Consider the following 26,859-nt stretch of genomic DNA (forward strand, 5'->3'; position numbering starts at 1 on the left):
GTTATGCCTGAAGGACCGGAGATCCGCCGTGCGGCGGATCAACTGGCAGCGGCGATGGAAGGCAGGCCACTCACTGATGTGTGGTTTGCCTTTCCTGAACTGAAAACCTACGAACCGGCACTAATGGGTGAAACCATTACGGCTTTTGAAACACGTGGCAAAGCACTGCTGACGCATTTTTCGAATGGCTTAATTCTCTATAGCCATAATCAATTGTACGGCGTGTGGCGTGTGGTGCCGACCGGCACTGAACCCAACACTTCGCGGCAGTTGCGCGTGCGGTTGGCAAACGCCGAACAGACCATCCTGCTCTATAGCGCTTCGGATATTGAACTGCTCAATGCAGATACCGTCGGCGCACATCCCTTTCTGCAGCGCGTGGGGCCCGATGTGCTCGATGCCACTTTAACGGTGGCAGAGGTGCGTGAGCGGCTGCTATCGCCGCGTTTTCGTCGCCGTCAGTTCAGCGGATTGTTACTCGATCAGGCCTTTCTGGCGGGATTGGGTAACTATTTGCGTGTGGAGATTTTATGGCATGCCGGATTGCTGGCGTCGCATCGGGCGCAGGATCTCACTGAGGCACAGCTCAATGCATTAAGTGAGGCGATGCTGGCGGTGCCACGTTTGTCGTATCAGATGCGCGGCAGTATGAAGAAATACCATGCCGATGCGGCGTTTCGCTTTGAGGTGTTTCATCGCCAGGGCAAGAGATGTCGGCGCTGCGGCACGCTGATTGAGAAGGGCACGCTATCGTCGCGGCCATTTTACTGGTGCCCGGGATGTCAGTTTTGACGCCATAATGCGATCAATAAAAAAGCTGCCATCTCAATGAAATGGCAGCCTTTCTTTCACACTCATTTAGCTGTGGATTACTTTTTCAGCGCCGAGTTAAATGGACGCTCGGTGTAACCGGTGTACAGCTGACGTGGACGCGCAATCTTCATGCCTTCGTCGTGCATCTCTTTCCAGTGTGCAATCCAACCCACGGTACGCGCCATCGCGAAGATAACGGTAAACATGGAAGAAGGAATACCCATCGCTTTCAGAATAATGCCAGAGTAGAAATCGACGTTTGGATAGAGTTTACGCTCGATGAAGTACGGGTCGTTCAGCGCGATATGTTCCAGCTCCATCGCCACTTCCAGCAGGTCATCTTTCATACCCAACTCATTCAGCACTTCGTGACAGGTTTCACGCATCACGGTGGCGCGAGGGTCATAGTTTTTGTAAACACGGTGACCGAAGCCCATCAGACGGAACGAATCATTTTTGTCTTTCGCGCGACGTACGAATTCTGGGATGTGCTCAACGGTGCTGATCTCTTCCAGCATACGCAGGGTAGCTTCGTTGGCGCCACCGTGTGCCGGTCCCCACAGTGAAGCGATACCCGCAGCGATACAGGCAAATGGGTTTGCACCAGAAGAACCGGCGGTACGCACGGTTGAGGTAGAGGCGTTCTGCTCATGATCAGCATGCAGAATCAGAATACGGTCCATGGCGCGTTCCAGTACCGGGTTCACTTTGTACTCTTCACACGGTGTGGCGAACATCATATGCAGGAAGTTGCCTGCGTAGGACAGGTCGTTACGTGGGTAAACGAACGGCTGGCCAATCGAATATTTGTAGCACATCGCTGCCATGGTCGGCATTTTGGACAGCAGGCGGAAGGCAGCGATTTCACGGTGACGTTCAATGTTGACGTCTAAGGAGTCGTGATAGAACGCCGCCAGGGCGCCAGTGACACCACACATTACCGCCATCGGATGCGAGTCGCGGCGGAAGCCATGGAACAGTCGGGTGATTTGCTCGTGGATCATGGTATGGCGGGTAACGGTGGTGCGGAATTCTTCAAACTGGGCTTGGGTCGGAGCTTCGCCATTCAGCAGGATGTAGCACACTTCGAGGTAGTTGGAGTGGGTTGCCAGTTCGGAAATCGGGAAGCCGCGGTGTAACAGAATGCCTTCATCACCATCAATAAAAGTGATTTTAGATTCGCATGACGCAGTAGAGGTGAAACCGGGATCGAAAGTGAACAGGCCGTGATTGCCAAGTGTGCGGACATCAACAACGTCTTGTCCCAGCGTACCTTGCATCACATCCAGTTCAACGGAAGCATTATCTTGTAGGGTTAGCGTCACTTTTTTATCTGTCATTTTTCGTCTCCATAGCGCCTTAGTAGGTAAGGATCTTAGACACCAGAATAGCCTTCATGTTGTATAAAACCACAATCTTCACAGTATCACTCTGCGGTAACGTTTGTCGTGCAGGGTTACAGGGAGATGTATTAGGGCCAGTCGGTGGCGTTCGGGCATGACATGCTGAACAGCGCGGATGTTAAAGATCCTGTCACGACATAACTTCTTGGTAACCAATAACCTGATGCTTTGTGTTGCTCGTAAAGGCAATGTTACATAACTTGAGCTTAGGGGAAAGGGTATCCCCATAACTTTTGTGCATCATAGGGCTTTAATGCGTTTGTTTGTAACTGAAATGTTGATCTTTTGTCAAATCAGATAATTAAAAATGTATGAATTGTGAAATTCGTGAGTCAGATCACTGTTCAGCCTAAATGTGACCAAAGAGATTGTAGGGGAATTGTAATCAGAATGTGATCCTCCTATACTGCCGCCAGGTCTCCGGAATACCCTGACACCAGGAGCCACCCAGCGTTTTTTTCGCTTCACTTAACACTGGATGTTGCTTTTTTGGTGGCGGTTGCAGTCTGAACACGCGCTGTGCTCTGATGCGACTCAGGTCCGGAGGAAGCAAAATAAAAAAGAGCTGTGTGGGCAAAACCGTGAAAAAACAAAGACCTGTTAACTTGGATCTCTCGACGATCCGGTTTCCCGTTACTGCAATATCGTCCATTCTCCACCGCGTCTCCGGCGTGATCACCTTTGTCGCTCTCGGAATACTGCTCTGGTTACTGGGTCTCTCTCTCTCTTCTCCTGAAGGCTTCCAGCAAGCGGCTTCTATCATGGACAGCTTCTTCGCCAAATTCATCATGTGGGGCATCCTGACTGCGCTGGCGTACCACGTCGTGGGCGGTATTCGTCATATGCTGGCTGATTTTGGCTTTATGGAAGAAACCCTGCAGGTGGGAACCCGTTCCGCGCAAGCGGCTTTTGGTATCACTGTCGTGCTCTCAATTTTGGCTGGAGTCCTCGTATGGTAAGCAATGCTTCTGCATTAGGACGCAACGGTATTCATGACTGGCTGTTACTGCGTGCTGCTGCAATCTTAATGACGCTCTACATCATCTACCTCCTTGGTTTTGTGGTGATGACCGGCACCCTGACCTATGACGCCTGGCACGGCTTTTTCGCCTCTGCCTTCACGAAAGTGTTTACGATACTGACGCTGTTCTCGATTCTGGTCCACGGCTGGATTGGTATGTGGCAGGTCCTGACCGACTACGTTAAACCAGTAGCAACCCGCTTGCTGCTGCAGTTTGTGATTGTGGTCGCGCTGTTGTCGTATGCCGTTTATGGAATCGTTGTTGTGTGGGGTGTGTAAATGAGTTTGCCAGTCAGAGAATTTGATGCCGTGGTGATCGGCGCGGGTGGCGCGGGAATGCGCGCGGCTCTGCAAATCTCCCAATCGGGCCAGACTTGTGCCCTGTTATCCAAAGTTTTCCCAACCCGTTCTCATACCGTATCGGCGCAGGGCGGTATTACCGTTGCGCTGGGTAACACCCATGAAGATAACTGGGAATGGCATATGTACGATACCGTCAAAGGCTCCGACTATATCGGTGACCAGGACGCGATCGAGTATATGTGTCACGTCGGTCCGGAAGCGATTCTGGAACTGGAACACATGGGTCTGCCTTTCTCCCGTCTTGATGACGGCCGCGTATATCAGCGTCCGTTTGGTGGTCAGTCGAAGAACTTCGGCGGTGAGCAGGCGGCGCGTACCGCTGCGGCAGCCGACCGTACTGGCCACGCACTGCTGCATACCCTGTATCAGCAGAACCTGAAAAACAAAACCACCATCTTCTCCGAATGGTATGCGCTGGATCTGGTGAAAAATGAAGACGGTGCGATTGTCGGCTGTACCGCTATCTGCATGGAAACCGGTGAAACCGTTTACTTCAAAGCGAAAGCGACCATTCTGGCAACGGGCGGTGCAGGCCGTATTTACCAGTCCACCACTAACGCGCACATCAACACCGGTGACGGCGTAGGTATGGCGCTGCGTGCCGGTGTGCCGGTGCAGGATATGGAAATGTGGCAGTTCCACCCAACCGGTATCGCCGGTGCGGGTGTGCTGGTCACTGAAGGTTGCCGTGGTGAAGGTGGATACCTGCTGAACAAACACGGCGAACGCTTCATGGAGCGTTATGCGCCAAACGCCAAAGACCTGGCAGGTCGTGACGTGGTCGCACGCTCCATGATGGTGGAAATTCGTGAAGGCCGTGGTTGTGACGGTCCATGGGGCCCGCACATCAAGCTGAAGCTCGATCATCTGGGCGCAGAAGTTTTGGAATCGCGTCTGCCGGGTATCCTTGAGCTGTCGCGTACCTTTGCGCACGTCGATCCGATTAAAGAGCCGATTCCGGTTATTCCAACCTGCCACTACATGATGGGCGGCGTGCCGACCAAAGTGACCGGTCAGGCGCTGCGCGTGAATGAGCAGGGTGAAGACGAAGTGATTCCGGGCCTGTTCGCGGTAGGCGAAATTGCTTGTGTATCAGTACACGGCGCTAACCGTCTCGGCGGTAACTCGTTGCTCGACCTGGTGGTATTTGGCCGCGCGGCGGGTGTGCACCTGCTGGAGTGTCTGGAAGAGCAGGGTGAACTGCGCGAAGCCACGCAGGAAAACATTGATGCCGCCATGGCGCGCTTCAACCGCTGGGAAAACAACACCACGGGTGAAGATCCGGTTGAAATCCGTAAAGCGTTGCAGCGTTGCATGCAGAACAACTTCTCGGTATTCCGTGAAGGTGATGCGATGCGTGAAGGTCTGGAAGAGCTGAAAGTGATTCGTGAACGCCTGAAGTCAGCGCGTCTTGATGACCGTTCGCCAGATTTCAACACCCAGCGTATCGAGTGCCTTGAGCTGGATAACCTGATGGAAACCGCGTACGCCACGGCGGTCGCTGCAAACTTCCGTACCGAAAGCCGTGGCGCACACAGCCGCTTCGACTACCCGGAACGTGATGATGCTAACTGGCTGTGTCACAGCCTCTATGTTCCGCAAACGGAAAGCATGACGCGCCGTGAGGTGAACATGCAACCGAAACTGCGTGCGGCCTTCCCGCCGAAAGCGCGTACCTACTAATTGCGGAGATCATCATGAGACTCGAATTTTCTATCTATCGTTACAACCCGGAAGTCGATGACAAACCGCGTATGCAGGAATACACGCTGGAGTCAGAAGACGGTCGTGACATGATGTTGCTGGACGCGTTGATTCGTCTGAAAGAGAAGGACCCAACGCTGGCCTTCCGCCGCTCATGCCGTGAAGGTGTTTGCGGTTCTGACGGCCTCAACATGAACGGCAAAAACGGCTTGGCCTGCATCACGCCAGTCTCCGCGCTGGGTAATGGCACGAAGAAAATTGTTATCCGTCCACTGCCTGGTTTGCCGGTGATCCGCGACCTCGTCGTTGATATGGGACAATTCTATACGCAGTATGAGAAGATTAAGCCTTTCCTGTTGAATAATGGGGAAAATCCGCCAGCACGCGAGCATCTGCAGACCCCGGCAGACCGTGAGCACCTGGATGGATTGTACGAGTGTATTCTGTGCGCTTGCTGCTCGACCTCGTGCCCATCGTTCTGGTGGAACCCGGACAAGTTCATCGGTCCGGCAGGTTTGTTAGCCGCTTACCGTTTCCTGATCGACAGCCGCGATACCGAAACCGATGCGCGTCTGGACAATCTGAACGATGCTTTCAGTGTATTCCGCTGTCACAGCATCATGAACTGTGTGAGCGTGTGCCCGAAAGGACTAAACCCGACGCGCGCTATCGGCCATATTAAGTCGATGCTGCTGCAACGCGGGGCGTAACACACTGAAGTCACTGTCCGGGAACTTAATGTTCCCGGCAGTTTACGGAAGCCTTTATAAGCGCGGTACTGACCACGCTTATAAAGGTTCCCTTACGGGCCAGGCGCCGGTTGCGCACAGGTTCGTATCGCTGAACTCACTACGGCAAGCCGCGAAAGCGGCAACAAATGAAACCTCATAAAAAGCAGATTAATGCTTAAGGGATCACAATGCAGAACAGCGCGATGAAACCCTGGCTGGACTCCTCCTGGCTGGCCGGCGCGAACCAATCCTACATAGAGCAACTCTATGAGGATTTCCTGACCGATCCTGACTCAGTTGATGAAATGTGGCGCGAGCTGTTCCAACAGCTGCCCGGCACTGGCGTGAAACCTGAGCAATTTCACTCCACCACGCGTGATTACTTCCGCCGCCTGGCAAAAGATGCGACCCGCTACACATCCTCAGTCACCGATCCGGCCACCAATTCCAAACAGGTTAAAGTGCTGCAGCTGATCAATGCGTTCCGCTTCCGCGGCCATCAGCACGCTAACCTCGATCCACTCGGCCTGTGGAAGCAGGATCGGGTGGCGGATCTTGATCCGGCTTATCACGATCTCACCGACGCCGATTTTCAGGAAAGCTTTAACGTAGGTTCATTTGCCATTGGCAAAGAAACCATGAAGCTGGCTGATCTGTTCGCGGCGCTGCAGCAGACTTATTGTGGCTCGATTGGTGCAGAGTATATGCACATCAACAACACCGATGAGAAACGCTGGATTCAGCAGCGTCTGGAATCGGTGGTCGGCCATGCGTCATTCAGCAGCGACGAGAAAAAAGGTTTCCTGAAAGAGCTGACCGCGGCTGAAGGTCTGGAAAAATACCTCGGCGCGAAATTCCCGGGTGCAAAACGCTTCTCACTGGAAGGCGGTGATGCTCTGGTGCCGATGCTGCGCGAAATGATTCGCCATGCAGGCAAAAGCGGTACGCGTGAAGTGGTACTGGGGATGGCACACCGTGGTCGTCTCAACGTCCTGATAAACGTACTGGGTAAAAAGCCACAGGATCTGTTTGACGAATTCTCCGGCAAACACAAAGAGCACCTCGGCACCGGCGACGTGAAGTACCACATGGGCTTCTCGTCTGACGTTGAAACCGAAGGTGGTTTAGTGCACCTGGCGCTGGCGTTTAACCCGTCACACCTCGAAATCGTAAGCCCAGTGGTCATGGGTTCGGTGCGTGCACGTCTGGATCGTTTGGCTGAGCCAAGCAGCAACAAAGTTCTGCCGATCACCATCCACGGTGATGCGGCGGTGATCGGCCAGGGCGTGGTGCAGGAAACCCTGAACATGTCTGCGGCGCGCGGTTACGAAGTGGGCGGTACCGTTCGCATCGTGATTAACAACCAGGTAGGTTTCACCACCTCGAACCCGAAAGATGCGCGTTCAACGCCTTACTGCACCGACATCGGCAAAATGGTTCTGGCGCCAATCTTCCACGTGAATGCGGACGATCCAGAAGCGGTGGCCTTCGTGACTCGCCTGGCACTGGATTATCGCAACACCTTTAAACGCGACGTGTTTATCGATTTGGTGTGCTACCGCCGTCACGGCCATAACGAAGCGGATGAGCCAAGTGCAACCCAGCCGCTGATGTACCAGAAAATCAAGAAACACCCGACGCCACGTAAGATCTACGCCGATCAGCTGGAAAGCGAAGGTGTGGCGACGTTAGAAGATGCGACCGAACTGGTCAATCTCTACCGTGATGCGTTGGATGAAGGCGAATGCGTGGTGCCAGAATGGCGTCCGATGAGCCTGCACTCCTTCACTTGGTCGCCGTACCTGAACCACGAGTGGGATGAAAACTATCCTGCCACGGTTGAGTACAAACGCTTGCAAGAGCTGGCGCGTCGCATTAGCAGCGTACCGGAAGCCGTCGAAGTGCAGTCGCGCGTGGCTAAGATTTACAATGACCGTAAAGAGATGGCGGAAGGCAACAAGCCATTTGACTGGGGCGGCGCGGAAAACCTGGCGTACGCGACCTTGGTTGATGAAGGCATTCCTGTTCGTCTGTCGGGTGAAGACTCCGGCCGCGGCACCTTCTTCCACCGTCATGCGGTGATCCACAACCAAACCAACGGCTCAACCTATACCCCGCTGCACCATGTCCATAACGGCCAGGGTCAGTTCAAGGTCTGGGATTCCGTGCTGTCAGAAGAAGCGGTACTGGCCTTTGAATACGGCTATGCCACCGCAGAACCGCGCGTGCTGACCATTTGGGAAGCGCAGTTCGGTGACTTCGCCAACGGTGCTCAGGTGGTGATCGACCAGTTCATCAGCTCCGGCGAGCAGAAGTGGGGCCGTATGTGTGGCCTCGTGATGCTGCTGCCACACGGTTATGAAGGCCAGGGGCCAGAGCACTCCTCTGCGCGTCTGGAGCGCTATCTGCAACTCTGTGCTGAACAGAACATGCAGGTATGCGTGCCATCAACGCCAGCACAGGTTTACCATATGCTGCGCCGCCAAGCGCTGCGCGGTATGCGCCGTCCGCTGATCGTGATGTCACCGAAATCGCTGCTGCGCCATCCACTGGCGGTCTCCAGCCTGGAAGAGCTGGCCAATGGCAGCTTCCAGCCGGCGATTGGTGAGATTGACGATCTGGATCCGAAACAAGTGAAACGCGTGGTGATGTGTTCCGGTAAGGTTTATTACGATCTGCTGGAACAGCGTCGCAAGAATGAGCAGACCGATGTCGCCATCGTGCGTATCGAACAGCTCTATCCGTTCCCGCACAAAGTAGTGCAGGACGTATTGAAAAATTATGCGCATGTGCAGGATTTCGTCTGGTGTCAGGAAGAGCCACTGAACCAGGGCGCATGGTATTGCAGTCAGCATCATTTCCGCGAAGTGGTTCCCTTCGGTGCGTCACTGCGTTACGCAGGTCGTCCGGCTTCTGCTTCACCAGCCGTGGGCTACATGTCCGTACATCAACAACAGCAGCAAGACCTGGTTAACGACGCGCTGAACCTTGGTTAATTAAAAGGAAAGAAAATGAGTAGCGTAGAAATTCTGGTTCCCGATTTGCCTGAATCCGTAGCGGATGCAACGGTTGCAACCTGGCACAAAAAACCCGGCGATGTGGTCAGTCGCGATGAAGTACTGGTTGAGATTGAAACGGACAAAGTTGTGCTTGAAGTGCCTGCTTCAGCAGACGGTGTACTGGAAGCGATTCTGGAAGACGAAGGCGCTACGGTGCTCTCGCGCCAGCTGTTAGGCCGCCTGGTGGAAGGCAACAGCGGTGGTAAAGAGACATCTGCGAAAGTAGAAACGAAAGAAGCGACACCAGAACAGCGTAAAACCGCGTCTCTGGAAGAAGAGAGCAACGATGCGCTGAGCCCAGCGGTTCGTCGCCTGATCGCTGAAAACAACCTCGACGCGAGCCAGATTAAAGGCACCGGTGTCGGCGGTCGTCTGACGCGTGAAGATGTTGAGAAGCATGTCGCGAAGAAAGCTGACGGCGCGAAAGCGGCGCCTGCAGCAGCGGCTGCAGCACCTCAGGCTGCTGTGGCTAACCGCAGCGAAAAACGCGTACCAATGACGCGTCTGCGTAAGCGTGTGGCTGAGCGTCTGCTGGAAGCGAAAAACAGCACCGCGATGCTGACCACTTTCAACGAAATCAACATGAAGCCGATCATGGATCTGCGTAAGCAGTACGGCGACGCGTTTGAGAAACGTCACGGTGTACGTCTGGGCTTCATGTCCTTCTACATCAAAGCGGTGGTTGAAGCCCTGAAACGCTATCCAGAAGTGAACGCTTCTATCGATGGCGAAGATGTGGTTTACCACAACTACTTCGACGTCAGCATCGCGGTGTCTACGCCGCGCGGCCTGGTAACCCCAGTGCTGAAAGATGTTGATGCGCTGAGCATGGCTGACATCGAGAAGAAAATTAAAGAACTGGCGGTGAAAGGCCGTGACGGTAAGCTGACGGTTGACGAGCTGACCGGCGGTAACTTCACCATCACCAACGGCGGTGTGTTCGGTTCCCTGATGTCTACCCCGATCATCAACCCACCGCAGAGCGCGATTCTGGGCATGCACGCGATCAAAGAGCGCCCGATGGCGGTCAATGGTCAGGTTGTGATCCTGCCAATGATGTATCTGGCACTCTCTTATGACCACCGACTGATCGATGGCCGTGAATCCGTGGGCTATCTGGTCGCGGTGAAAGAGATGCTGGAAGATCCGGCGCGTCTGCTGCTGGACGTCTAATTTTCGCCGGGCGCATCGCACAACGGTGCGCCCAAACTCATATCTGAATGGATAGAACATCATGAACTTACATGAATACCAGGCGAAGCAGTTGTTTGCTCGCTATGGCATGCCAGCTCCAACTGGTTACGCCTGCGCTACGCCACGTGAAGCAGAAGAAGCCGCCTCTAAAATTGGCGCAGGTCCGTGGGTAGTAAAATGTCAGGTACATGCCGGTGGCCGCGGTAAAGCGGGTGGCGTGAAAGTGGTGAACAGCAAGGAAGATATCCGTGCATTTGCTGAGCATTGGTTGGGCAAGCGTCTGGTGACCTACCAAACTGATGCTGATGGCCAGCCGGTAAACCAGATTCTGGTTGAAGCCGCGACTGACATCGACCAGGAACTCTATCTGGGTGCGGTGGTTGACCGTGCTACCCGTCGCGTGATCTTCATGGCTTCCACCGAAGGCGGCGTGGAAATCGAGAAAGTGGCGGAAGAAACCCCGCACCTGATCCACAAAATGGCATTGGATCCGCTGGCCGGACCTCAGCCATACCAGGGTCGTGAGTTGGCGTTCAAACTGGGCCTGTCCGGTAAGCAAGTTAGCCAGTTCACCAAAATCTTCATGGGTCTGGCGACCATGTTCCTGGAACGCGATCTGGCGATGGTTGAGATCAACCCGCTGGTGATCACCAAGCAGGGCGACCTGATCTGCCTCGATGGCAAACTGGGCGCAGACGGTAACGCACTGTTCCGTCAGCCTGAGCTGCGTGAAATGCGCGACCCAAGCCAGGAAGATCCACGTGAAGCACACGCAACACAGTGGGAACTGAACTACGTTGCGCTGGATGGCAACATCGGCTGTATGGTGAACGGTGCCGGTTTGGCAATGGGTACCATGGACATCGTGAAACACCACGGTGGCCAGCCAGCTAACTTCCTTGATGTCGGTGGCGGCGCGACCAAAGAGCGCGTAACCGAAGCCTTCAAAATCATCCTGTCTGACGATGCTGTTAAAGCAGTATTCGTTAACATCTTCGGCGGCATCGTGCGTTGCGACCTGATCGCAGACGGCATCATCGGTGCAGTAGCTGAAGTGGGTGTAAACGTGCCAGTGGTGGTACGTCTGGAAGGTAACAACGCCGAGCTGGGCGCGCAGAAACTGGCGGACAGCGGTCTGAACATCATTGCAGCAACCAGCCTGACAGACGCTGCGCAGCGTGTTGTTGCTGCCGCGGAGGGTAAATAATGTCCATTCTTATCGACAAAAACACCAAAGTCATTTGCCAGGGTTTCACCGGTGGCCAGGGGACTTTCCACTCTGAGCAGGCTTTGGCCTATGGTACGCAACTGGTTGGCGGTGTAACGCCAGGCAAAGGCGGCACCACACATCTCGGTCTGCCAGTGTTCAACACCGTGCGTGAAGCGGTAGAAGCCACAGGCGCAACTGCCACTGTGATCTACGTTCCAGCTCCGTTCTGCAAAGACGGTATCCTGGAAGCCATCGACGCAGGCATCAAACTGATCATCACCATCACCGAAGGTATCCCAACGCTGGATATGCTGACCGTGAAAGTGAAGCTGGATGAAGCTGGCGTGCGCATGATCGGCCCGAACTGCCCAGGCGTGATCACCCCAGGCGAATGTAAGATCGGTATCATGCCGGGGCACATTCACCAGCCAGGCCGTGTCGGTATCGTATCCCGTTCAGGTACCCTGACTTATGAAGCCGTTAAGCAGACCACTGACATTGGTTACGGCCAGTCAACCTGCGTCGGTATCGGTGGTGACCCGATCCCAGGTTCAAACTTCATCGATATCCTGAAAATGTTCCAGGATGACCCACAGACCGAAGTGATCGTCATGATCGGTGAGATCGGTGGTAGCGCTGAAGAAGAAGCCGCAGCCTTCATTAAAGAGCACGTGACCAAGCCGGTTGTCGGCTACATCGCGGGTGTAACTGCACCGAAAGGCAAACGTATGGGCCACGCAGGCGCCATCATTGCTGGTGGTAAAGGCACCGCTGACGAGAAATTCGCCGCGCTGGAAGCGGCCGGTGTGAAAACCGTACGCAGCCTGGCTGACATTGGCGACGCTGTTAAAGCAGTTCTGCCAATCAAATAAGTCATCACTGGTGATGTGCATGAAGCCACCTTCGGGTGGCTTTTTTTATGCCTGAAAGGAAGGGGAAGCCAGTGGCCACAGCGCCCTGTGCAGAGTCACACAAAAAGCAGGGAAAAACCGTAACGGAGATACAATCTGCGGCTATGCTTACTGAGTTGGTAAGGTAAAGATAGGAAAATGTGCGTGATCTCACAGGGGAAATTAAACCTGAGTATCCGGTATTAACGTTAAAAAAATACGGGAGAAGTAATTATTTCCTTAATTGCATCACGCGTTCATGACAACTAATTAACAACAACGCTAACACTACATATCTGAAAAAATATTGTCTTAATCCAGATCAATAAAGGGTGAGATATAACAAACTTTACTGCTGGCATCACGCACGACAAACGGTATAAATTGCGCTGCATCAATTCAGTCTTTTCCGCGAATTTTCAGGAGTTTGAGCCAGGCGTTGTTAGCGCAATTCTGTCGCCTTCTTGCATCACACTCCTGCTCGAAACAGATTGAAGCGATCGGTTTTTCGGGAAATTTTCAACACTGTTACTCACTCATTTCGGGCTACAGATTTCTCTGTTCTGTCAGTAATAAAACTGGAATCAATAATCAGTCGTTCCTGGATCTTATTCTGCACGTCAATGTTCGTTGTTTACCGTTGTCAGCCGCAGAGTAAATTCATGCGAGGAGCAAGGAGTCATCATGTTAGATATTGTCGAGCTGTCGCGTTTACAGTTTGCCCTGACGGCGATGTACCATTTCCTGTTCGTCCCCTTAACGCTGGGTATGGCGTTTTTGTTGGCGATCATGGAAACCGTATATGTCCTGACGGGTAAGCAAATTTATAAAGACATGACCAAGTTCTGGGGCAAGTTGTTCGGTATCAACTTTGCACTAGGTGTCGCAACCGGTCTCACCATGGAGTTTCAGTTCGGGACCAACTGGTCATATTACTCCCACTACGTCGGCGATATCTTTGGTGCGCCGCTCGCCATTGAAGGCTTGATGGCGTTCTTCCTTGAATCCACCTTTGTTGGTCTGTTCTTCTTCGGTTGGGATCGCCTTGGCAAAGTCCAGCACCTGGCGGTAACCTGGCTGGTGGCGCTCGGTTCTAACATGTCTGCGCTATGGATTCTGGTGGCGAACGGTTGGATGCAAAACCCGATCGCATCCGAATTTAATTTCGAAACCATGCGCATGGAGATGGTGAGCTTCTCCGAGCTGGTGCTCAACCCGGTTGCGCAGGTGAAATTTGTTCACACCGTGGCGGCAGGGTACACCGCTGGCGCGATGTTTGTGCTGGGTATCAGTGCCTGGTATCTGCTGAAAGGCCGCGATGTGGCTTTCGCTAAGCGCTCATTCGGTATCGCGGCCAGCTTTGGCATGGCGGCGATTCTGTCCGTTATCGTGCTGGGTGATGAATCCGGTTATGAAATGGGTGACGTACAGAAAACCAAACTCGCAGCGATTGAAGCCGAGTGGGAAACGCAGCCTGCACCTGCGGCCTTCACGCTGTTTGGTATTCCCGATCAGGATTCGCAGGAGAACAAGTACGCGATTCAAATCCCGTATTTGCTGGGGCTGATCGCGACGCGATCGGTGGATACACCGGTCACCGGTCTGAAAGATCTGCTGTCGCAGCATGAAGTGCGTATCCGCAACGGTATGAAAGCCTACGCGTTGCTGAATGAACTGCGCGCGGGCAGTAAAGATCCTGCGGTGCGTAGCCAATTCGAAGCCAGCAAACAGGATCTCGGTTATGGCTTGCTGCTGAAGCGTTATACCTCGGATGTAGCGAATGCGACTGAAGCGCAGATTCAGAAAGCGACACAGGATTCGATTCCACGTGTGGCACCGCTCTATTTCGCCTTCCGCATCATGGTGCTGTGTGGCGTGCTGCTGCTGGGCATTATCGCTCTGTCATTCCTGAGCGTGATTCGTAACCGCATTGGCAAGAGCCGCTGGCTGCTTAAGGCGGCACTGTACGGTATTCCGCTGCCATGGATTGCGATTGAATCGGGCTGGTTTGTTGCTGAGTACGGTCGTCAGCCTTGGGCGATTGGTGAAGTGTTGCCAACCGCCGTAGCGAACTCCTCACTGACCATTGGCGATCTGCTGTTCTCAATGATTCTGATTTGCGGTCTCTACACCATTTTCCTGGTGGCGGAAATGTACCTGATGTTCAAGTTCGCCCGTCTGGGTCCTAGCAGCCTGAAGACTGGCCGCTACCATCATGAGACCGTGAAAGCGGCTGCTCAGCCCGTTCGTGGATAAGGAGAGCAACCATGTTTGATTATGAAGTATTGCGCTTTGTCTGGTGGTTGCTGATTGGCGTGCTGCTAATTGGCTTTGCGGTTACCGACGGGTTTGATATGGGGGTCGGTATGCTGACGCGCATCCTTGGCCGTACCGATACCGAACGACGTATCATGATTAACAGCATCGCCCCGCACTGGGACGGCAACCAGGTATGGCTGATCACCGCGGGTGGCGCGCTGTTTGCTGCCTGGCCGATGGTCTACGCTGCGGCGTTTTCCGGCTTCTATGTGGCGATGATTCTGGTACTGGCTTCCTTGTTCTTCCGTCCGGTGGGTTTTGACTACCGTTCGAAGATTGAAGACCCGCGCTGGCGCAACACCTGGGACTGGGGCATTTTCATCGGTAGCTTTGTACCACCACTGGTGATTGGCGTGGCCTTCGGCAACTTGCTGCAAGGCGTACCTTTCCATGCGGATGAGTATCTGCGTCTGTTCTACACCGGTAACTTCTTCCAGTTACTCAATCCGTTTGGCTTGCTGGCGGGTGTGATCAGCGTCGCGATGATCCTGACACAGGGTGCGACCTATCTGCAGATGCGTACCAACGGCGATCTGCACCTGCGTGCGCGCGGCACCGCGCAAATCAGTGCGCTGGTGATGATGGTATGCTTCGTATTAGCCGGTGTGTGGGTGAAATACGGAATAGATGGCTATGTGGTGAAAAGCGTCATCGATCATCACGCTGCATCCAACCCGCTGGGCAAAGAAGTGGTGCGTGAAGCCGGTGCGTGGATGGTGAACTTCGAGCAGACGCCAATCCTGTGGCTGTTCCCGCTGCTTGGCGTGGTGCTGCCGCTGCTGACCGTGCTCTGTTCGCGCATGGAGAAGGGCGCCTGGGCGTTTGTCTTTTCTTCATTGACGCTGGCATGCGTCATCATGACTGCAGGCATCGCGATGTTCCCGTTCATTATGCCTTCCAGCACCGTGCCGGGCACTAGCCTGACTATGTGGGATGCCACCTCAAGCCTGCTGACGCTGAAAGTGATGACCTTCGCCGCCATCATCTTTGTCCCGATTATCCTCGCCTATACCGCGTGGTGTTATTACAAGATGTTTGGCCGTATCACCAAAGAACACATTGAGAGCAATACGCACTCCCTGTACTGATTAAGGAGATTGAGCATGTGGTATTTTGCCTGGATTCTTGGCACTTTGCTGGCCTGTGCGTTTGGCGTGATCACGGCGCTGGCGATTGAGCAAGCAGAAGAGAGTGGCGCAAAGGATAAACAACACTGATGCGCACACTGATTCAGACGCTGTATCGTCTGATGGACAAGGGCCCGTTACGGGCCCTTTCGCTGATACTGGCGCTGTGGCTGGCGGGCTGTGTTATCTGGCAACCGTCACGCTTTGCCGCCCGCACGAGCGACTTAGCCATCTGGCATGGATTATTGATGATTTGGGCGGTGTGCACCGGCGTGATTCATGGTACGGGCTTCCGTCCATTGCAAACGCGCTGGCGAGCCGTGTTTTCACCGTTGCCTGCGATGATCGTACTGATTCTGGGAATCTATTGGTTCTATCATTGAGCCCCCAAGGCTGTTTTTTATCCGCTTTATTCGGGCGCTGACGTGAGTTTATGTCAGCGCCTGGTCAAGAAATATCCTGAAATTCCTTCCAGTTGTTAACGTGTGATAATTATTTTCTCCTGGCTCTGGCGGACCATTCCCAAGCCGATCTCACTTGCGTATAGTAGCAACGTTTAAAATGAGACCGGGATGTAGAGTGAGTACAACGCTGTTTCGCTGGCCGGTTAGGGTCTATTACGAAGACACCGACGCCGGTGGTGTGGTTTACCACGCCAGTTATCTTGCTTTCTATGAACGAGCACGTACCGAGATGTTGCGCCAGCACCATTTCAATCAACAAGCCCTGTTAGAAGAACAGGTGGCGTTTGTGGTACGACGCATGACGATAGACTTTGTTGCCGCAGCACGTCTTGACGATCTTCTGGATATCCAGAGTGAAGTGACCGCCATGACTCGCGCCACCATGACCTTCTCGCAGCGTATCGTGAATGCAGAAGGCAAAGTGCTGAATGAAGCAGAAGTCCTGATTGCCTGCATCAACCCACATCTAATGAAGCCGATTGCGCTTCCCAAGTCTATTGTCGCGGAGTTCAAGCAGTGACTGACATGAATGTTCTTGATTTGTTCCTGAAGGCGAGCCTTCTGGTCAAACTTATCATGTTGATTTTGATCGGCTTTTCTATTGCCTCATGGGCGATCATTATTCAGCGCACGCGCATCCTGAATGCGGCGGGTCGCGAAGCCGAAGCCTTTGAAGATAAGTTCTGGTCAGGCATCGAGTTATCGCGCCTGTATCAGGAAAGCCAGGGACGCCGCGATGAGCTGGGCGGATCTGAGCAAATTTTCTATTCGGGCTTCAAAGAGTTTGCCCGTTTGCACCGTGCTAACAACCACGCGCCAGAAGCGGTGGTCGAGGGAGCCAGCCGTGCGATGCGCATCTCAATGAACCGTGAACTGGAAGCGCTGGAAAACCACATTCCTTTCCTTGGCACCGTTGGTTCCATCAGCCCGTATATCGGTCTGTTCGGTACGGTGTGGGGGATCATGCACGCCTTTATCGCGCTTGGCGCGGTGAAACAGGCGACGTTGCAGATGGTTGCGCCGGGTATTGCCGAAGCGCTGATCGCCACTGCCATCGGTTTGTTCGCGGCCATTCCTGCCGTTATGGCGTATAACCGTCTGAACCAGCGCGTCAACAAGCTGGAGCAGGGCTACGACAACTTTATGGAAGAGTTCACGGCTATCCTGCATCGTCAGGCTTTCTCCACCGACAACACGAAGTAAGTCGAGGTTAACGATGGCCAGAACCCGTGGTCGCGGGCGCCGCGACCTTAAGTCGGAAATCAACATAGTTCCACTGCTGGACGTACTGTTGGTGTTGCTGCTCATCTTCATGGCAACTGCGCCGATTATTACGCAAAGCGTGGAAGTGGACCTGCCTGATGCGACCGACTCGAAAACGGTCTCAACGGATGATAATCCCCCGGTCATTGTTGAAGTGGCTGGCGTCGGGCAATACAGCCTGGTAGTGGATCACGATCGTATGACGCAGCTGCCGCCGGAACAGGTGGTAAGCGAAGCACAGCGCCGCATTGAAGCCAATCCGAAGACGGTATTCCTGATTGGTGGCGCGAAGGATGTGCCTTACGACGAAATCATCAAGGCGTTGAACCTGTTACATCAGGCAGGCGTGAAATCTGTCGGTTTGATGACACAGCCGATTTAAAGCGAACCGTTTTTGGGATCCGAGAGTGTCGAAGGTAACCGAGCAGAACGACAAGTTAAAACGCGCGATAATCATTTCGGTGATTCTGCACATCGTGCTGATCGCCCTGCTGATCTGGAGCTCGTTTAACGAAAAGATCGAATCCAGCGGCGGTGGCGGCGGCAGTGACATTGATGCCGTGATGGTCGATTCCGGCGCGGTGGTTGAACAGTACAACCGCCAGCAGAATCAGCAACGCGACAGCCAACGTGCTGAACAGCAGCGCCAGAAACAATCACAGCAGCAGGCTGAAGAGTTACAGCAGAAGCAAGCCGCTGAGCAGCAGCGTCTGAAAGAGCTGGAAAAAGAGCGTTTGCAGGCGCAGCAGGAAGCCAAAGAGCAGGCCAAACAGCAAGCTGAGCAACAGAAAGCCGCTGAAGCGGCCGCGAAGCAGGCGCAGGATCAGCAGAAAGCTGCAGAAGCGGCTGCCGCAAAAGCTAAGGCCGACGCCAAAGCTGAAGCGGATGCGCAAGCTAAAGCGGCGGCAGATGCCAAAGCCAAAGCGGTAGAAGAGGCGAAGCAGGCTGCAGCGGACGCGAAGAAGAAAGCGGACGAACAGGCCAAAGCAGCGGCTGCTGAAGCGGCGAAAGAGAAAGCGGTAGAGCAAGCCAAAGCCGCCGCCGAAGCGAAAGCGCAAGCTGCCGCAGAGGCCAAAGCGCAGGCTGCAGCTGATGCGAAGGCGAAAGCCGCTCAGGAAGCCAAAGAGGCTAAAGAGCAAGCTGCCGCAGAAGCAAAAGAAAAAGCCGCTGAGGCAGCGAAAGAGAAAGCTGCTACTGAAGCCAAAGCTAAAGCGGATGCCGCAGCCAAAGCGAAAGCCGATGCGGCTGCGAAAGCCAAAGCAGCCGCTGATGCCAAGAAAAAAGCCGCATCTGAAGCAGCGAAGAATGAAAGTGACGTTGATGACCTGTTAGGTGGACTCTCGTCTGGTAAGAATGCACCGAAAAGTGGCACGGCTTCTGGCGGTGCGGCAGGGCAGGGCAATCAGAAGAAGTCTGGTGCCTCAGGTGCGGATATTAGCAATTATGCAGGTCAAATCCAGGCTGCAATCAAAAGTAAGTTTTACGATTGGGAAAGCTTTAAAGGACGAACCTGTACTTTGCGGATTCAGCTGATGCCAGACGGTACAGTAGCTGGTGTTAAAGCCGAAGCTGGAGATCCTGCGCTTTGCCAGGCTGCGGTTGCAGCTGCGCAACAAGCTCGGATACCTAAGCCGCCTAGTCAGGATGTGTATCAGGTGTTCAAAAACGCACCATTGGACTTTAAGCCTCAATAAATGCAGTAACTCACGGCAGGTTGAACTAAGGTTAGCTTGCCGTAATTTATGAACACTCGTGTTTTTCAGGAACTGTGCGAATTATCGTGGACTCAGGTTCAGATAAGGGAGAAAAGATGAAGCAGGCACTTCGTGTAACCTTAGGTTTTTTTGTACTGCTGTGGGCAGCGATGCTGCACGCAGAAGTACGCATTGAAATTACGCAGGGCGTGAACACCGCACGTCCAATTGGTGTGGTGCCGTTCAAATGGGCTGGCCCAGGCGCGGCGCCAGAAGACATTGGCGGCATCGTCGCGGCTGACTTGCGCAATAGCGGTAAATTCAACCCGCTGGATCGTTCACGTCTGCCACAGCAGCCGACCAGCGCGCAGGAAGTGCAACCTGCTGCCTGGAGCGCATTGGGTATTGATGCGGTTGTCGTGGGCCAGGTCACGCCAAACCCGGACGGTAGCTACCAGATCGCTTACCAGCTGGTGGACACCGGCGGTGCACCGGGCACGGTGCTGGCGCAGAACTCTTACAAAGTCACTAAGCAATGGCTGCGTTATGCAGGCCACACCGCCAGTGATGAAGTGTTTGAGAAGCTGACCGGTATCAAAGGCGCATTCCGTACGCGTATCGCGTATGTGGTGCAAACCAACGGCGGCCAGTTCCCGTATGAACTGCGCGTATCAGACTACGATGGCTACAACCAGTTCACCGTGCACCGTTCACCAGAACCGTTGATGTCACCGGCCTGGTCTCCAGACGGCAGCAAAGTGGCCTACGTGACCTTTGAAAGCGGTAAGTCGGCGTTAGTGGTACAAACGCTGGCAAACGGTGCCATCCGTCAGGTGGCTTCTTACCCGCGCCATAACGGTGCACCGGCCTTCTCGCCGGATGGTTCAAAACTGGCGTTTGCGCTGTCTAAAACCGGTAGCCTGAACTTGTACGTGATGGATCTGGCTTCAGGTCAGACGCGTCAGGTGACCGACGGTCGCTACAACAGCACCGAACCAACCTGGTTCCCGGATAGCCAGACACTGGCTTACACCTCGGATCAGGCGGGTGCGCCTCAGATTTATAAAGTGGGTATCAACGGCGGTGCGCCACAACGTATTACCTGGGAAGGTTCTCAGAACCAGGATGCGGATGTGTCAACTGACGGCAAAACCATGGTGATGATCAGCAGCGCCGGTGGCGCTCAGCATGTCGCCAAACAGGATCTGGTAACGGGAGCCGTTCAAACAATAACGGACACGTTCCTGGATGAGACGCCAAGTCTGGCGCCTAACGGCACGATGGTAATCTATAGCTCTACTCAGGGGATGGGTTCCGTGTTGCAGTTGGTTTCAACAGATGGGCGTTTCAAAGCGCGTCTTCCGGCAACTGATGGACAGGTCAAATTCCCTGCCTGGTCGCCGTATCTGTAATGCATGAGTCCCCTGCATAGCGGGGGATGACAATGTATAGCAAACAAAATAATAGGATAAAGAAATGCAACTGAACAAAGTGCTGAAGGGTTTGATGCTGGCTCTGCCGGTAATCGCGGTAGCTGCATGTAGCTCGCACAAAAACAACAACAACGACCAGACTGGTATGGGCGCAGACAACGGCGCTTACGGTGCTGGCCAGAACGGTAACATGTCTTCTGATGAGCAAGCGCGTCTGCAGATGCAGCAGCTGCAGCAGAACAACATCGTTTACTTCGGTCTGGACAAGTATGACGTGGCTTCTGACTATGCTCAGATGCTGGATCAGCACGCAGCATTCCTGCGCGGCAACCCGTCTTACAAAGTCACCATCGAAGGTCACGCGGATGAGCGCGGTACCCCAGAGTACAACATCGCCCTGGGCGAACGTCGTGCTAGCGCAGTGAAAATGTACCTGCAGGGCAAAGGCGTTTCTGCTGACCAGATGTCTATCGTTTCTTACGGTAAAGAAAAACCAGCTGTACTGGGTCATGACGAAGCGGCTTACGCTAAAAACCGTCGTGCCGTACTGGTTTACTAAGAGCATGACATGATGAGTAACTTCAGACTTCATCTATTGAGTCTGTCGTTACTGGTTGGCGTAGCGGCCCCTTGGGCCGCTAATGCCCAGGCGTCAATCAGTAGCGTTGGCTCAGGCTCGGTCGAAGACCGTGTCACCAATCTTGAACGTATCTCCAATGCCCAGGCTCAGCTTCTGCAGCAGTTGCAGCAGCAGATGAGTGACAACCAAAGCGATATCGATTCGCTGCGCGGCCAAATCCAGCAGAACAGCTATCAACTTAATCAGGTGATTGAGCGCCAGAAGCAGCTCTATCAGCAGATCGATACGTTGAGCAGCGGTAATGCGGGGGCACAGGCGAGCGGTGGCGGTGATGCCGCAGCGGCGGGCGCAGGTGCAGCAGCGGGAAACGCTGATGCAGGTGGTAGCAATGCCAGTGGAAGTTCCGCTGCCCCTGCACAAACCGGCGATGCGAATACCGATTACAATGCGGCAGTTGCGCTGATTCTTGAGAAGAAACAGTTCGATCAGGCCATCACGGCCCTGCAGGCGTGGGTGAAGAAGTATCCTGACTCCACCTACCAGCCCAATGCCAATTACTGGCTCGGTCAGTTGAATTACAACAAGGGCAAGAAAGATGATGCCGCTTATTATTTTGCCACTGTGGTAAAGAATTACGCGAAATCGCCGAAAGCCCCGGAAGCGCTGTTTAAGGTTGGCGTGATCATGCAAGAGAAGAACGATACGGCGAAAGCCAAAGCGGTCTATCAACAAGTGATCAAACAATTCCCGACCAGCGAATCTGCCAAACTGGCGCAAAAGCGTCTGGCTGGGATGTAATTTGTGCAGCAGAGACCGGATTTCGTATGATTTCTGGTCTTGCAGCATGAAAGGTAAGCAATTGAGTGATTTGGTGATAAATAAGGGTTGCGCCCTCCCGCTAAATCAGTAATATATGCCGCCGTTGCCCGGGCAGTTTAACAAAGCGTCCGGCAGCCTGAAGATGGGTCGTTAGCTCAGTTGGTAGAGCAGTTGACTTTTAATCAATTGGTCGCAGGTTCGAATCCTGCACGACCCACCATCTTAACCTGCTGTATGTTAGATGTTTTCTTCAGAAGCTTCACAACCTTGATGGGTCGTTAGCTCAGTTGGTAGAGCAGTTGACTTTTAATCAATTGGTCGCAGGTTCGAATCCTGCACGACCCACCATCAAGTTTAAAGTTGTAAGCCGCTCCTCGAGCGGGTCGTTAGCTCAGTTGGTAGAGCAGTTGACTTTTAATCAATTGGTCGCAGGTTCGAATCCTGCACGACCCACCACTATGTAGAAAGGCGCCCTAAAGGCGCCTTTTTGCTTTTCTGCGTTTCTCAAATCTTCACTTCTCAAAAATTTTAGCTGAACTTGCTATGAGTCCGAAGCGTCAGTCTTTCCGTGTGGGCGGATGGCAAAGGAGTCTCATTCAGAACTAAAATTTGGTGGGATTGCTATGAGTCCGTGCGTCAGCCCGTCAAGGCGGGACGGATCGCGAAGGAGTCTCACATCCCTGTGGATCGGCCTCGCCATCCATGGCTCGGACGCTTCGCTCTTCCGCTCCCGCCTTGCCGGACTTATGTGGCTTTGGTTAATGCTTTTAAAAAACCGCAGAGATGTGCCATGAAGGCGGCAATAAGGGGCGGTGGAGTAAAGCTTGTGGCGCAGGGATGCGCCACCAGAGCCTACAGGGATGTATTCACGGCGTCTTTACGTAACCGCCCCTTATTGCTGACTGAAACGCACTGTCGTTGTTTTGCTTGTGGCTTGAGTGTGAAATCAATGGCCCGAACCATGGCTCGGACGCTTCGCTCTTCCGCTCCCGCCTTGCCGGACTTGTTTGGCTTTGGTTAATGCTTTTAAAAAACCGCAGAGATGTGCCATGAAGGCGGCAATAAGGGGCGGTGAAGTAAAGCTTGTGGCGCAGGGATGCGCCACCAGAGCCTACAGGGATGTATTTACGGCGTCTTTACGCAACCGCCCCTTATTGCCGACTGGAACGCACTGTCGTTGTTTTGCAGGCGACTGGAGTGTACAAGCGATGATCCCATTGCCGAAAAGAAGGCCCAGTCATGCCTTTTTCTCTTTTTCAGCCGATTTCTCAGGCGTCAAACTCTTCCAGATATGCAGCACCGCATAGCTGCGCCATGGGCGCCAAACCTGTGATAACTGCTCTGCCACTTTGGCACTTACCCCACCAAGATTATTACGAATCGCAATATCCTCTTTAGGGAACGCATCCGGCCAGCGCAGGGCGCGCATGGCAATATAACTCGCCGTCCATGGCCCTACGCCTTTCAATGCCAGCAGCTGCTGCTGAACCACGTCAGGATTCACCGCGCCATTAAAGCGCAGCGCACCGGAGGCACACGCCTGTGCCAGCGCCTGAATCGCCTGCGAGCGAGCGCTCACAATACCGAGGCTAGCAATATCATCAATGGTTGCGCTAGCGAGGGATTCCGCCGTCGGAGGCAGGCGAGAAAGTTCCGGCCATGGTGTCACTAATGGCTCGCCAAACCGCTGCGCCACGCGGCTGCTTAGCGTGGTGGCCGCTTTCACCGTCACCTGCTGGCCAAGAATTGCGCGCACCCCCAACTCAAAGCCGTCAAACGCCCCAGGAACGCGTAACCCAGGATAACGTGCCAGACTCTCAGCTAACAACGGATCCTGGCTTAGCTGCTCGCTGATGCGTTGTGGTTGGGCATCGAGATCAAACAGGTCGCGCAGGCGACGCAGCAGAGCAGGCAAAACCGGCGTCAAGGTGGTGGTGAACTGCACCTTGAGTGCCTGCTTCTCAGGCAAATGGCTGACGCGTACCCAGCCCCGACAGTTCCCCAGCGCCACGGTGCGGTGATAAGCACCTTCACTGACCCACTCGGCCTCTTTCATCACACGCTGCTGAAGAAAATCCAAAATGGCATCCCAGTCATAAGGGGGGCGATAACTCAGACGCAATTCCGCGCTCTCTTGTACGGTGGTCACGCTCTCTGGTTGACTCTGCTTGCGCAGACGCGAAGGCGTCATACGGTAGCGTGCCTGAAACACATCATTAAAGCGGCGCAAACTGCGAAAGCCACTGGCGTAGGCGATTTCGGTAACGGGCAATGAAGTCTCCGTCAGGAGTTGCTTCGCCAGCAGCATACGCCGCGTTTGGCGCAGCTCCAGCGGTGACACGCCCAGCTCCTGCTGGATCACGCGGCGTAGCTGGCGTTCACTCAGGTCAAACTCGTTGGCAATTTCGGCCAGGGTCTCTTGCTCTTCCAACAGGCCTTCTTCAATACGACGAATCAAGCGATCGGCGATGCGGTGATGACTATCGACCGGTGCGAAGCCCGGCGCTAACTCAGGACGGCAGCGCAGGCAGGGTCTGAAATGCGCTTTCTCGGCGGCTTCGGCGCTGCCAAAAAACAGGCAGTTCTTCTGCATCGGCGCTTTCACCGGACAAATGGGCCGACAGTAAATGCCGGTTGAGGTCACGCCGACAAAGAACACGCCGTCGAAGCGACTGTCGCGCGAGGTCAGCGCCTGGTATGCAATCTCGGGATCAAACATCATCGTCTCCAGCTAATAAACCGGCTATACCTTTCCTACTTTAAAGCGCAGAAGCGCTGGCTGCTCTCGATCATCCGAATCACGTACTTGATAAAGTCATCGGGATGATGGACCTCCTAAAGGAGGTTCCCCTGCAGGCCAGCGCGGTTCAAATCGACTGTTCGATGAGTCACTCGTTTGCCGCCTTCCTGCGCCTTGCACTATTTTGGGTATCGTCGCGCAAGTGGCTGAGCAAAACTCGCTGCTTTCGGACAGCTAACCAGTTTATGCTCATGACCGAAAACAGCCAGTTTATCGCGGCAGAAGTGCGATAATGACACACTGATTTATGCCGGAGTTGCCTTATGTATCATGCCAAAATCATTCCCACGCCAGTTGGTGAGCTGACGTTGATTGCGACCGATAACGGGTTATCAGCGATTCTGTGGGAAAACGAAGGCTCGCAACGCGTGCCGCTGAAACCCATCAGCCGTAACGATCAGCATCCGATCCTGTGTGAGGCCGAACGCCAGCTGCGCGAATATTTTGCCGGAGAGCGCCAGCAGTTCGACATGCCTTACGACACGGTCGGCACTGAATTCCAGAAAAAAGTCTGGCAAGCGCTGCTCACCATTCCGTTTGGTGAAACCCGTAGCTATCAGCAAATTGCGGAACAGATCGGCAACCCGAAAGCCATGCGCGCGGTGGGGGCGGCCAACGGTAAAAATCCTCTGTCGATCATGGCGCCCTGCCATCGGGTGATTGGCAGCAACGGTAAGCTCACTGGTTTCGCGGGCGGTCTGGCGGTCAAAGCGTTCTTGCTGGAACTGGAAAACCCGCAGAAATCGTTAGGTGGCTTGTAAACCGCATAAAAAAGAGACGACACTCTCGCGCAATTCCGCTATCGTGTTTAGCATATAAAACACGATAGCGGTTTTGATGCCGCATCATCGCTGTAACAGGCGATTTTGTTAAATTGAGAAAACGAGAGCCGTGTCATGAGTCTGATGTTCGATCCTGAAAGCGCGATTTATCCCTTTCCGCCGAAACCGGCGCGTCTCAGCCAGGATGAAAAATCCCACTACATCTCTGAAATCAAACGCTTATTAAAAGAGCGCGATGCGGTGCTGGTCGCGCATTACTACACCGATCCTGAAATTCAGGCGCTGGCGGAAGAGACCGGCGGCTGCGTCTCGGACTCACTGGAAATGGCGCGCTTCGGCAGCACCCATCCGGCAAAAACGCTGCTGGTGGCGGGCGTGCGTTTTATGGGCGAAACCGCCAAAATTCTCAGCCCGGAAAAAACCGTGTTGATGCCGACGCTGCATGCAGAGTGTTCACTCGATCTTGGCTGCCCCATTGAGGAGTTCAATCGCTTCTGTGATGAACATCCGGACCGCACGGTGGTGGTGTACGCCAACACCTCAGCCGCCGTTAAAGCGCGCGCGGATTGGGTTGTCACCTCCAGTATTGCGGTTGAGCTGATTGAACATCTCGACAGCCTCGGTGAGAAAATTATCTGGGCACCGGATCGCCATCTGGGCCGTTACGTCACCCAACAGACCAAAGCGGATGTGCTGTGCTGGCAGGGCGCGTGCATCGTGCATGACGAGTTCAAAACTCAGGCCCTGCAGCGCATGAAAACGCTCTATCCGGAGGCAGCGATCCTCGTGCATCCGGAATCCCCGCAGGCGATCGTCGATCTGGCGGATGCTGTGGGCTCCACCAGCCAGCTGATTCAGGCGGCGAAAAACCTGCCGCATCCGCAAATGATCGTCGCCACCGATCGCGGCATCTTCTATAAAATGCAACAGGCGGTGCCGGATAAAGAGCTGCTGGAAGCGCCGACGGCAGGTGAGGGCGCGACCTGTCGCAGCTGCGCGCACTGTCCGTGGATGGCGATGAATGGCCTGAAAGCCATTGCCGAAGGGCTGGAGCACGGCGGCAGCGAGCATGAAATCCATGTCGATGATGCGCTGCGCGAAGCCGCATTGATACCGCTTAACCGCATGCTAGACTTTGCAGCACAACTCAAACTCAAGGTGAAAGGGAACGCGTAAGGCGGCTTTCATAC

The 26,859-nt window shown here is 54.1% G+C and carries 24 protein-coding genes and 3 tRNA genes; 25 read left to right on the forward strand and 2 right to left on the reverse strand.

Features of this window, described 5'->3' with window-relative positions; all coding sequences use genetic code 11:
• Window positions 1-3: 3 nt before the first annotated feature.
• On the forward strand, window positions 4-792 hold the full coding sequence (gene nei, locus WFP70_RS12625; RefSeq protein ID WP_097117417.1) for an endonuclease VIII: 789 nt from the start codon (window positions 4-6) through the stop codon (window positions 790-792).
• Window positions 793-869: 77 nt separating this feature from the next.
• Here the strand turns inward: nei and WFP70_RS12630 are convergent, their stop codons facing one another.
• Window positions 870-2,153 (reverse strand): citrate synthase, encoded by a 1,284-nt coding sequence (locus WFP70_RS12630; protein ID WP_034829145.1) that lies wholly within the window; start codon window positions 2,151-2,153, stop codon window positions 870-872.
• 590 nt (window positions 2,154-2,743) lie between these two features.
• On the opposite strand from WFP70_RS12630, the gene sdhC reads away from it, so the two are divergent.
• The 22 genes from sdhC (at window position 2,744) to WFP70_RS12740 (ending at window position 22,543) form a co-directional block, all read left to right on the forward strand.
• Window positions 2,744-3,175 (forward strand): succinate dehydrogenase cytochrome b556 subunit, encoded by a 432-nt coding sequence (gene sdhC, locus WFP70_RS12635; RefSeq protein WP_176505733.1) that lies wholly within the window; start codon window positions 2,744-2,746, stop codon window positions 3,173-3,175.
• Window positions 3,169-3,516 carry a succinate dehydrogenase membrane anchor subunit gene (gene sdhD / locus WFP70_RS12640; RefSeq protein ID WP_058962135.1) on the forward strand — a complete coding sequence of 116 codons (348 nt, stop codon included), beginning with the start codon at window positions 3,169-3,171 and terminating at the stop codon, window positions 3,514-3,516. Before sdhC ends, sdhD begins: the two co-directional genes overlap by 7 nt.
• Entirely contained in the window at window positions 3,517-5,283 is a 1,767-nt protein-coding gene (gene sdhA, locus WFP70_RS12645) for a succinate dehydrogenase flavoprotein subunit (protein ID WP_034829148.1), read from the forward strand. It abuts the gene before it with no gap.
• A 14-nt stretch (window positions 5,284-5,297) separates the two neighbouring features.
• Window positions 5,298-6,014, forward strand: a complete 717-nt coding sequence (locus WFP70_RS12650; RefSeq protein ID WP_034829149.1) for a succinate dehydrogenase iron-sulfur subunit — start codon at window positions 5,298-5,300, stop codon at window positions 6,012-6,014.
• 209 nt (window positions 6,015-6,223) lie between these two features.
• Window positions 6,224-9,031 (forward strand): 2-oxoglutarate dehydrogenase E1 component, encoded by a 2,808-nt coding sequence (gene sucA / locus WFP70_RS12655; RefSeq protein WP_034829150.1) that lies wholly within the window; start codon window positions 6,224-6,226, stop codon window positions 9,029-9,031.
• A gap of 15 nt (window positions 9,032-9,046) precedes the next feature.
• Entirely contained in the window at window positions 9,047-10,267 is a 1,221-nt protein-coding gene (gene odhB, locus WFP70_RS12660) for a 2-oxoglutarate dehydrogenase complex dihydrolipoyllysine-residue succinyltransferase (protein ID WP_337023503.1), read from the forward strand.
• A 61-nt stretch (window positions 10,268-10,328) separates the two neighbouring features.
• Window positions 10,329-11,495, forward strand: a complete 1,167-nt coding sequence (gene sucC / locus WFP70_RS12665) for an ADP-forming succinate--CoA ligase subunit beta (RefSeq protein WP_097117414.1) — start codon at window positions 10,329-10,331, stop codon at window positions 11,493-11,495.
• On the forward strand, window positions 11,495-12,370 hold the full coding sequence (gene sucD, locus WFP70_RS12670) for a succinate--CoA ligase subunit alpha (protein WP_034829155.1): 876 nt from the start codon (window positions 11,495-11,497) through the stop codon (window positions 12,368-12,370). Before sucC ends, sucD begins: the two co-directional genes overlap by 1 nt.
• A gap of 702 nt (window positions 12,371-13,072) precedes the next feature.
• Window positions 13,073-14,644 carry a cytochrome ubiquinol oxidase subunit I gene (gene cydA / locus WFP70_RS12675; RefSeq protein WP_337023502.1) on the forward strand — a complete coding sequence of 524 codons (1,572 nt, stop codon included), beginning with the start codon at window positions 13,073-13,075 and terminating at the stop codon, window positions 14,642-14,644.
• A gap of 11 nt (window positions 14,645-14,655) precedes the next feature.
• Window positions 14,656-15,795: a cytochrome d ubiquinol oxidase subunit II gene (gene cydB / locus WFP70_RS12680; protein WP_337023501.1), complete on the forward strand. Its 1,140-nt coding sequence runs from the start codon at window positions 14,656-14,658 to the stop codon at window positions 15,793-15,795.
• Window positions 15,796-15,810: 15 nt separating this feature from the next.
• On the forward strand, window positions 15,811-15,924 hold the full coding sequence (gene cydX, locus WFP70_RS12685; RefSeq protein WP_058962355.1) for a cytochrome bd-I oxidase subunit CydX: 114 nt from the start codon (window positions 15,811-15,813) through the stop codon (window positions 15,922-15,924).
• Window positions 15,924-16,217: a cyd operon protein YbgE gene (gene ybgE / locus WFP70_RS12690; protein ID WP_045833524.1), complete on the forward strand. Its 294-nt coding sequence runs from the start codon at window positions 15,924-15,926 to the stop codon at window positions 16,215-16,217. Before cydX ends, ybgE begins: the two co-directional genes overlap by 1 nt.
• A gap of 178 nt (window positions 16,218-16,395) precedes the next feature.
• Window positions 16,396-16,818 carry a tol-pal system-associated acyl-CoA thioesterase gene (ybgC, locus tag WFP70_RS12695; RefSeq protein WP_202404442.1) on the forward strand — a complete coding sequence of 141 codons (423 nt, stop codon included), beginning with the start codon at window positions 16,396-16,398 and terminating at the stop codon, window positions 16,816-16,818.
• On the forward strand, window positions 16,815-17,501 hold the full coding sequence (gene tolQ, locus WFP70_RS12700) for a Tol-Pal system protein TolQ (protein ID WP_034829162.1): 687 nt from the start codon (window positions 16,815-16,817) through the stop codon (window positions 17,499-17,501). Before ybgC ends, tolQ begins: the two co-directional genes overlap by 4 nt.
• Window positions 17,502-17,514: 13 nt before the next feature.
• Window positions 17,515-17,943 (forward strand): colicin uptake protein TolR, encoded by a 429-nt coding sequence (gene tolR / locus WFP70_RS12705; protein ID WP_034829164.1) that lies wholly within the window; start codon window positions 17,515-17,517, stop codon window positions 17,941-17,943.
• 25 nt (window positions 17,944-17,968) lie between these two features.
• Window positions 17,969-19,255: a cell envelope integrity protein TolA gene (tolA, locus tag WFP70_RS12710; RefSeq protein WP_337023500.1), complete on the forward strand. Its 1,287-nt coding sequence runs from the start codon at window positions 17,969-17,971 to the stop codon at window positions 19,253-19,255.
• Between the two features lie 116 nt (window positions 19,256-19,371).
• Complete coding sequence (gene tolB / locus WFP70_RS12715; protein ID WP_160867858.1) at window positions 19,372-20,667, forward strand: Tol-Pal system beta propeller repeat protein TolB; 1,296 nt, start codon at window positions 19,372-19,374, stop codon at window positions 20,665-20,667.
• Window positions 20,668-20,731: 64 nt separating this feature from the next.
• Complete coding sequence (pal, locus tag WFP70_RS12720; protein ID WP_034829168.1) at window positions 20,732-21,247, forward strand: peptidoglycan-associated lipoprotein Pal; 516 nt, start codon at window positions 20,732-20,734, stop codon at window positions 21,245-21,247.
• A 9-nt stretch (window positions 21,248-21,256) separates the two neighbouring features.
• Complete coding sequence (gene cpoB / locus WFP70_RS12725; protein WP_337023499.1) at window positions 21,257-22,066, forward strand: cell division protein CpoB; 810 nt, start codon at window positions 21,257-21,259, stop codon at window positions 22,064-22,066.
• A 165-nt stretch (window positions 22,067-22,231) separates the two neighbouring features.
• Window positions 22,232-22,307, forward strand: a tRNA-Lys gene (locus tag WFP70_RS12730).
• Between the two features lie 52 nt (window positions 22,308-22,359).
• Window positions 22,360-22,435, forward strand: a tRNA-Lys gene (locus tag WFP70_RS12735).
• A gap of 32 nt (window positions 22,436-22,467) precedes the next feature.
• Window positions 22,468-22,543, forward strand: a tRNA-Lys gene (locus WFP70_RS12740).
• A gap of 781 nt (window positions 22,544-23,324) precedes the next feature.
• Here the strand turns inward: WFP70_RS12740 and WFP70_RS12745 are convergent.
• Complete coding sequence (locus tag WFP70_RS12745; RefSeq protein ID WP_337023545.1) at window positions 23,325-24,806, reverse strand: AlkA N-terminal domain-containing protein; 1,482 nt, start codon at window positions 24,804-24,806, stop codon at window positions 23,325-23,327.
• A 344-nt stretch (window positions 24,807-25,150) separates the two neighbouring features.
• Between WFP70_RS12745 and WFP70_RS12750 the strand changes: the two genes are divergently transcribed.
• Window positions 25,151-25,648 (forward strand): methylated-DNA--[protein]-cysteine S-methyltransferase, encoded by a 498-nt coding sequence (locus tag WFP70_RS12750; protein WP_034829173.1) that lies wholly within the window; start codon window positions 25,151-25,153, stop codon window positions 25,646-25,648.
• A gap of 135 nt (window positions 25,649-25,783) precedes the next feature.
• Window positions 25,784-26,845 (forward strand): quinolinate synthase NadA, encoded by a 1,062-nt coding sequence (nadA, locus tag WFP70_RS12755; protein ID WP_097117408.1) that lies wholly within the window; start codon window positions 25,784-25,786, stop codon window positions 26,843-26,845.
• The last annotated feature ends 14 nt before the right edge of the window (window positions 26,846-26,859 follow it).

The sequence above is a fragment of the Pantoea sp. USMM079 genome (assembly GCF_037153115.1).
GTDB lineage: Bacteria > Pseudomonadota > Gammaproteobacteria > Enterobacterales > Enterobacteriaceae > Pantoea > Pantoea communis.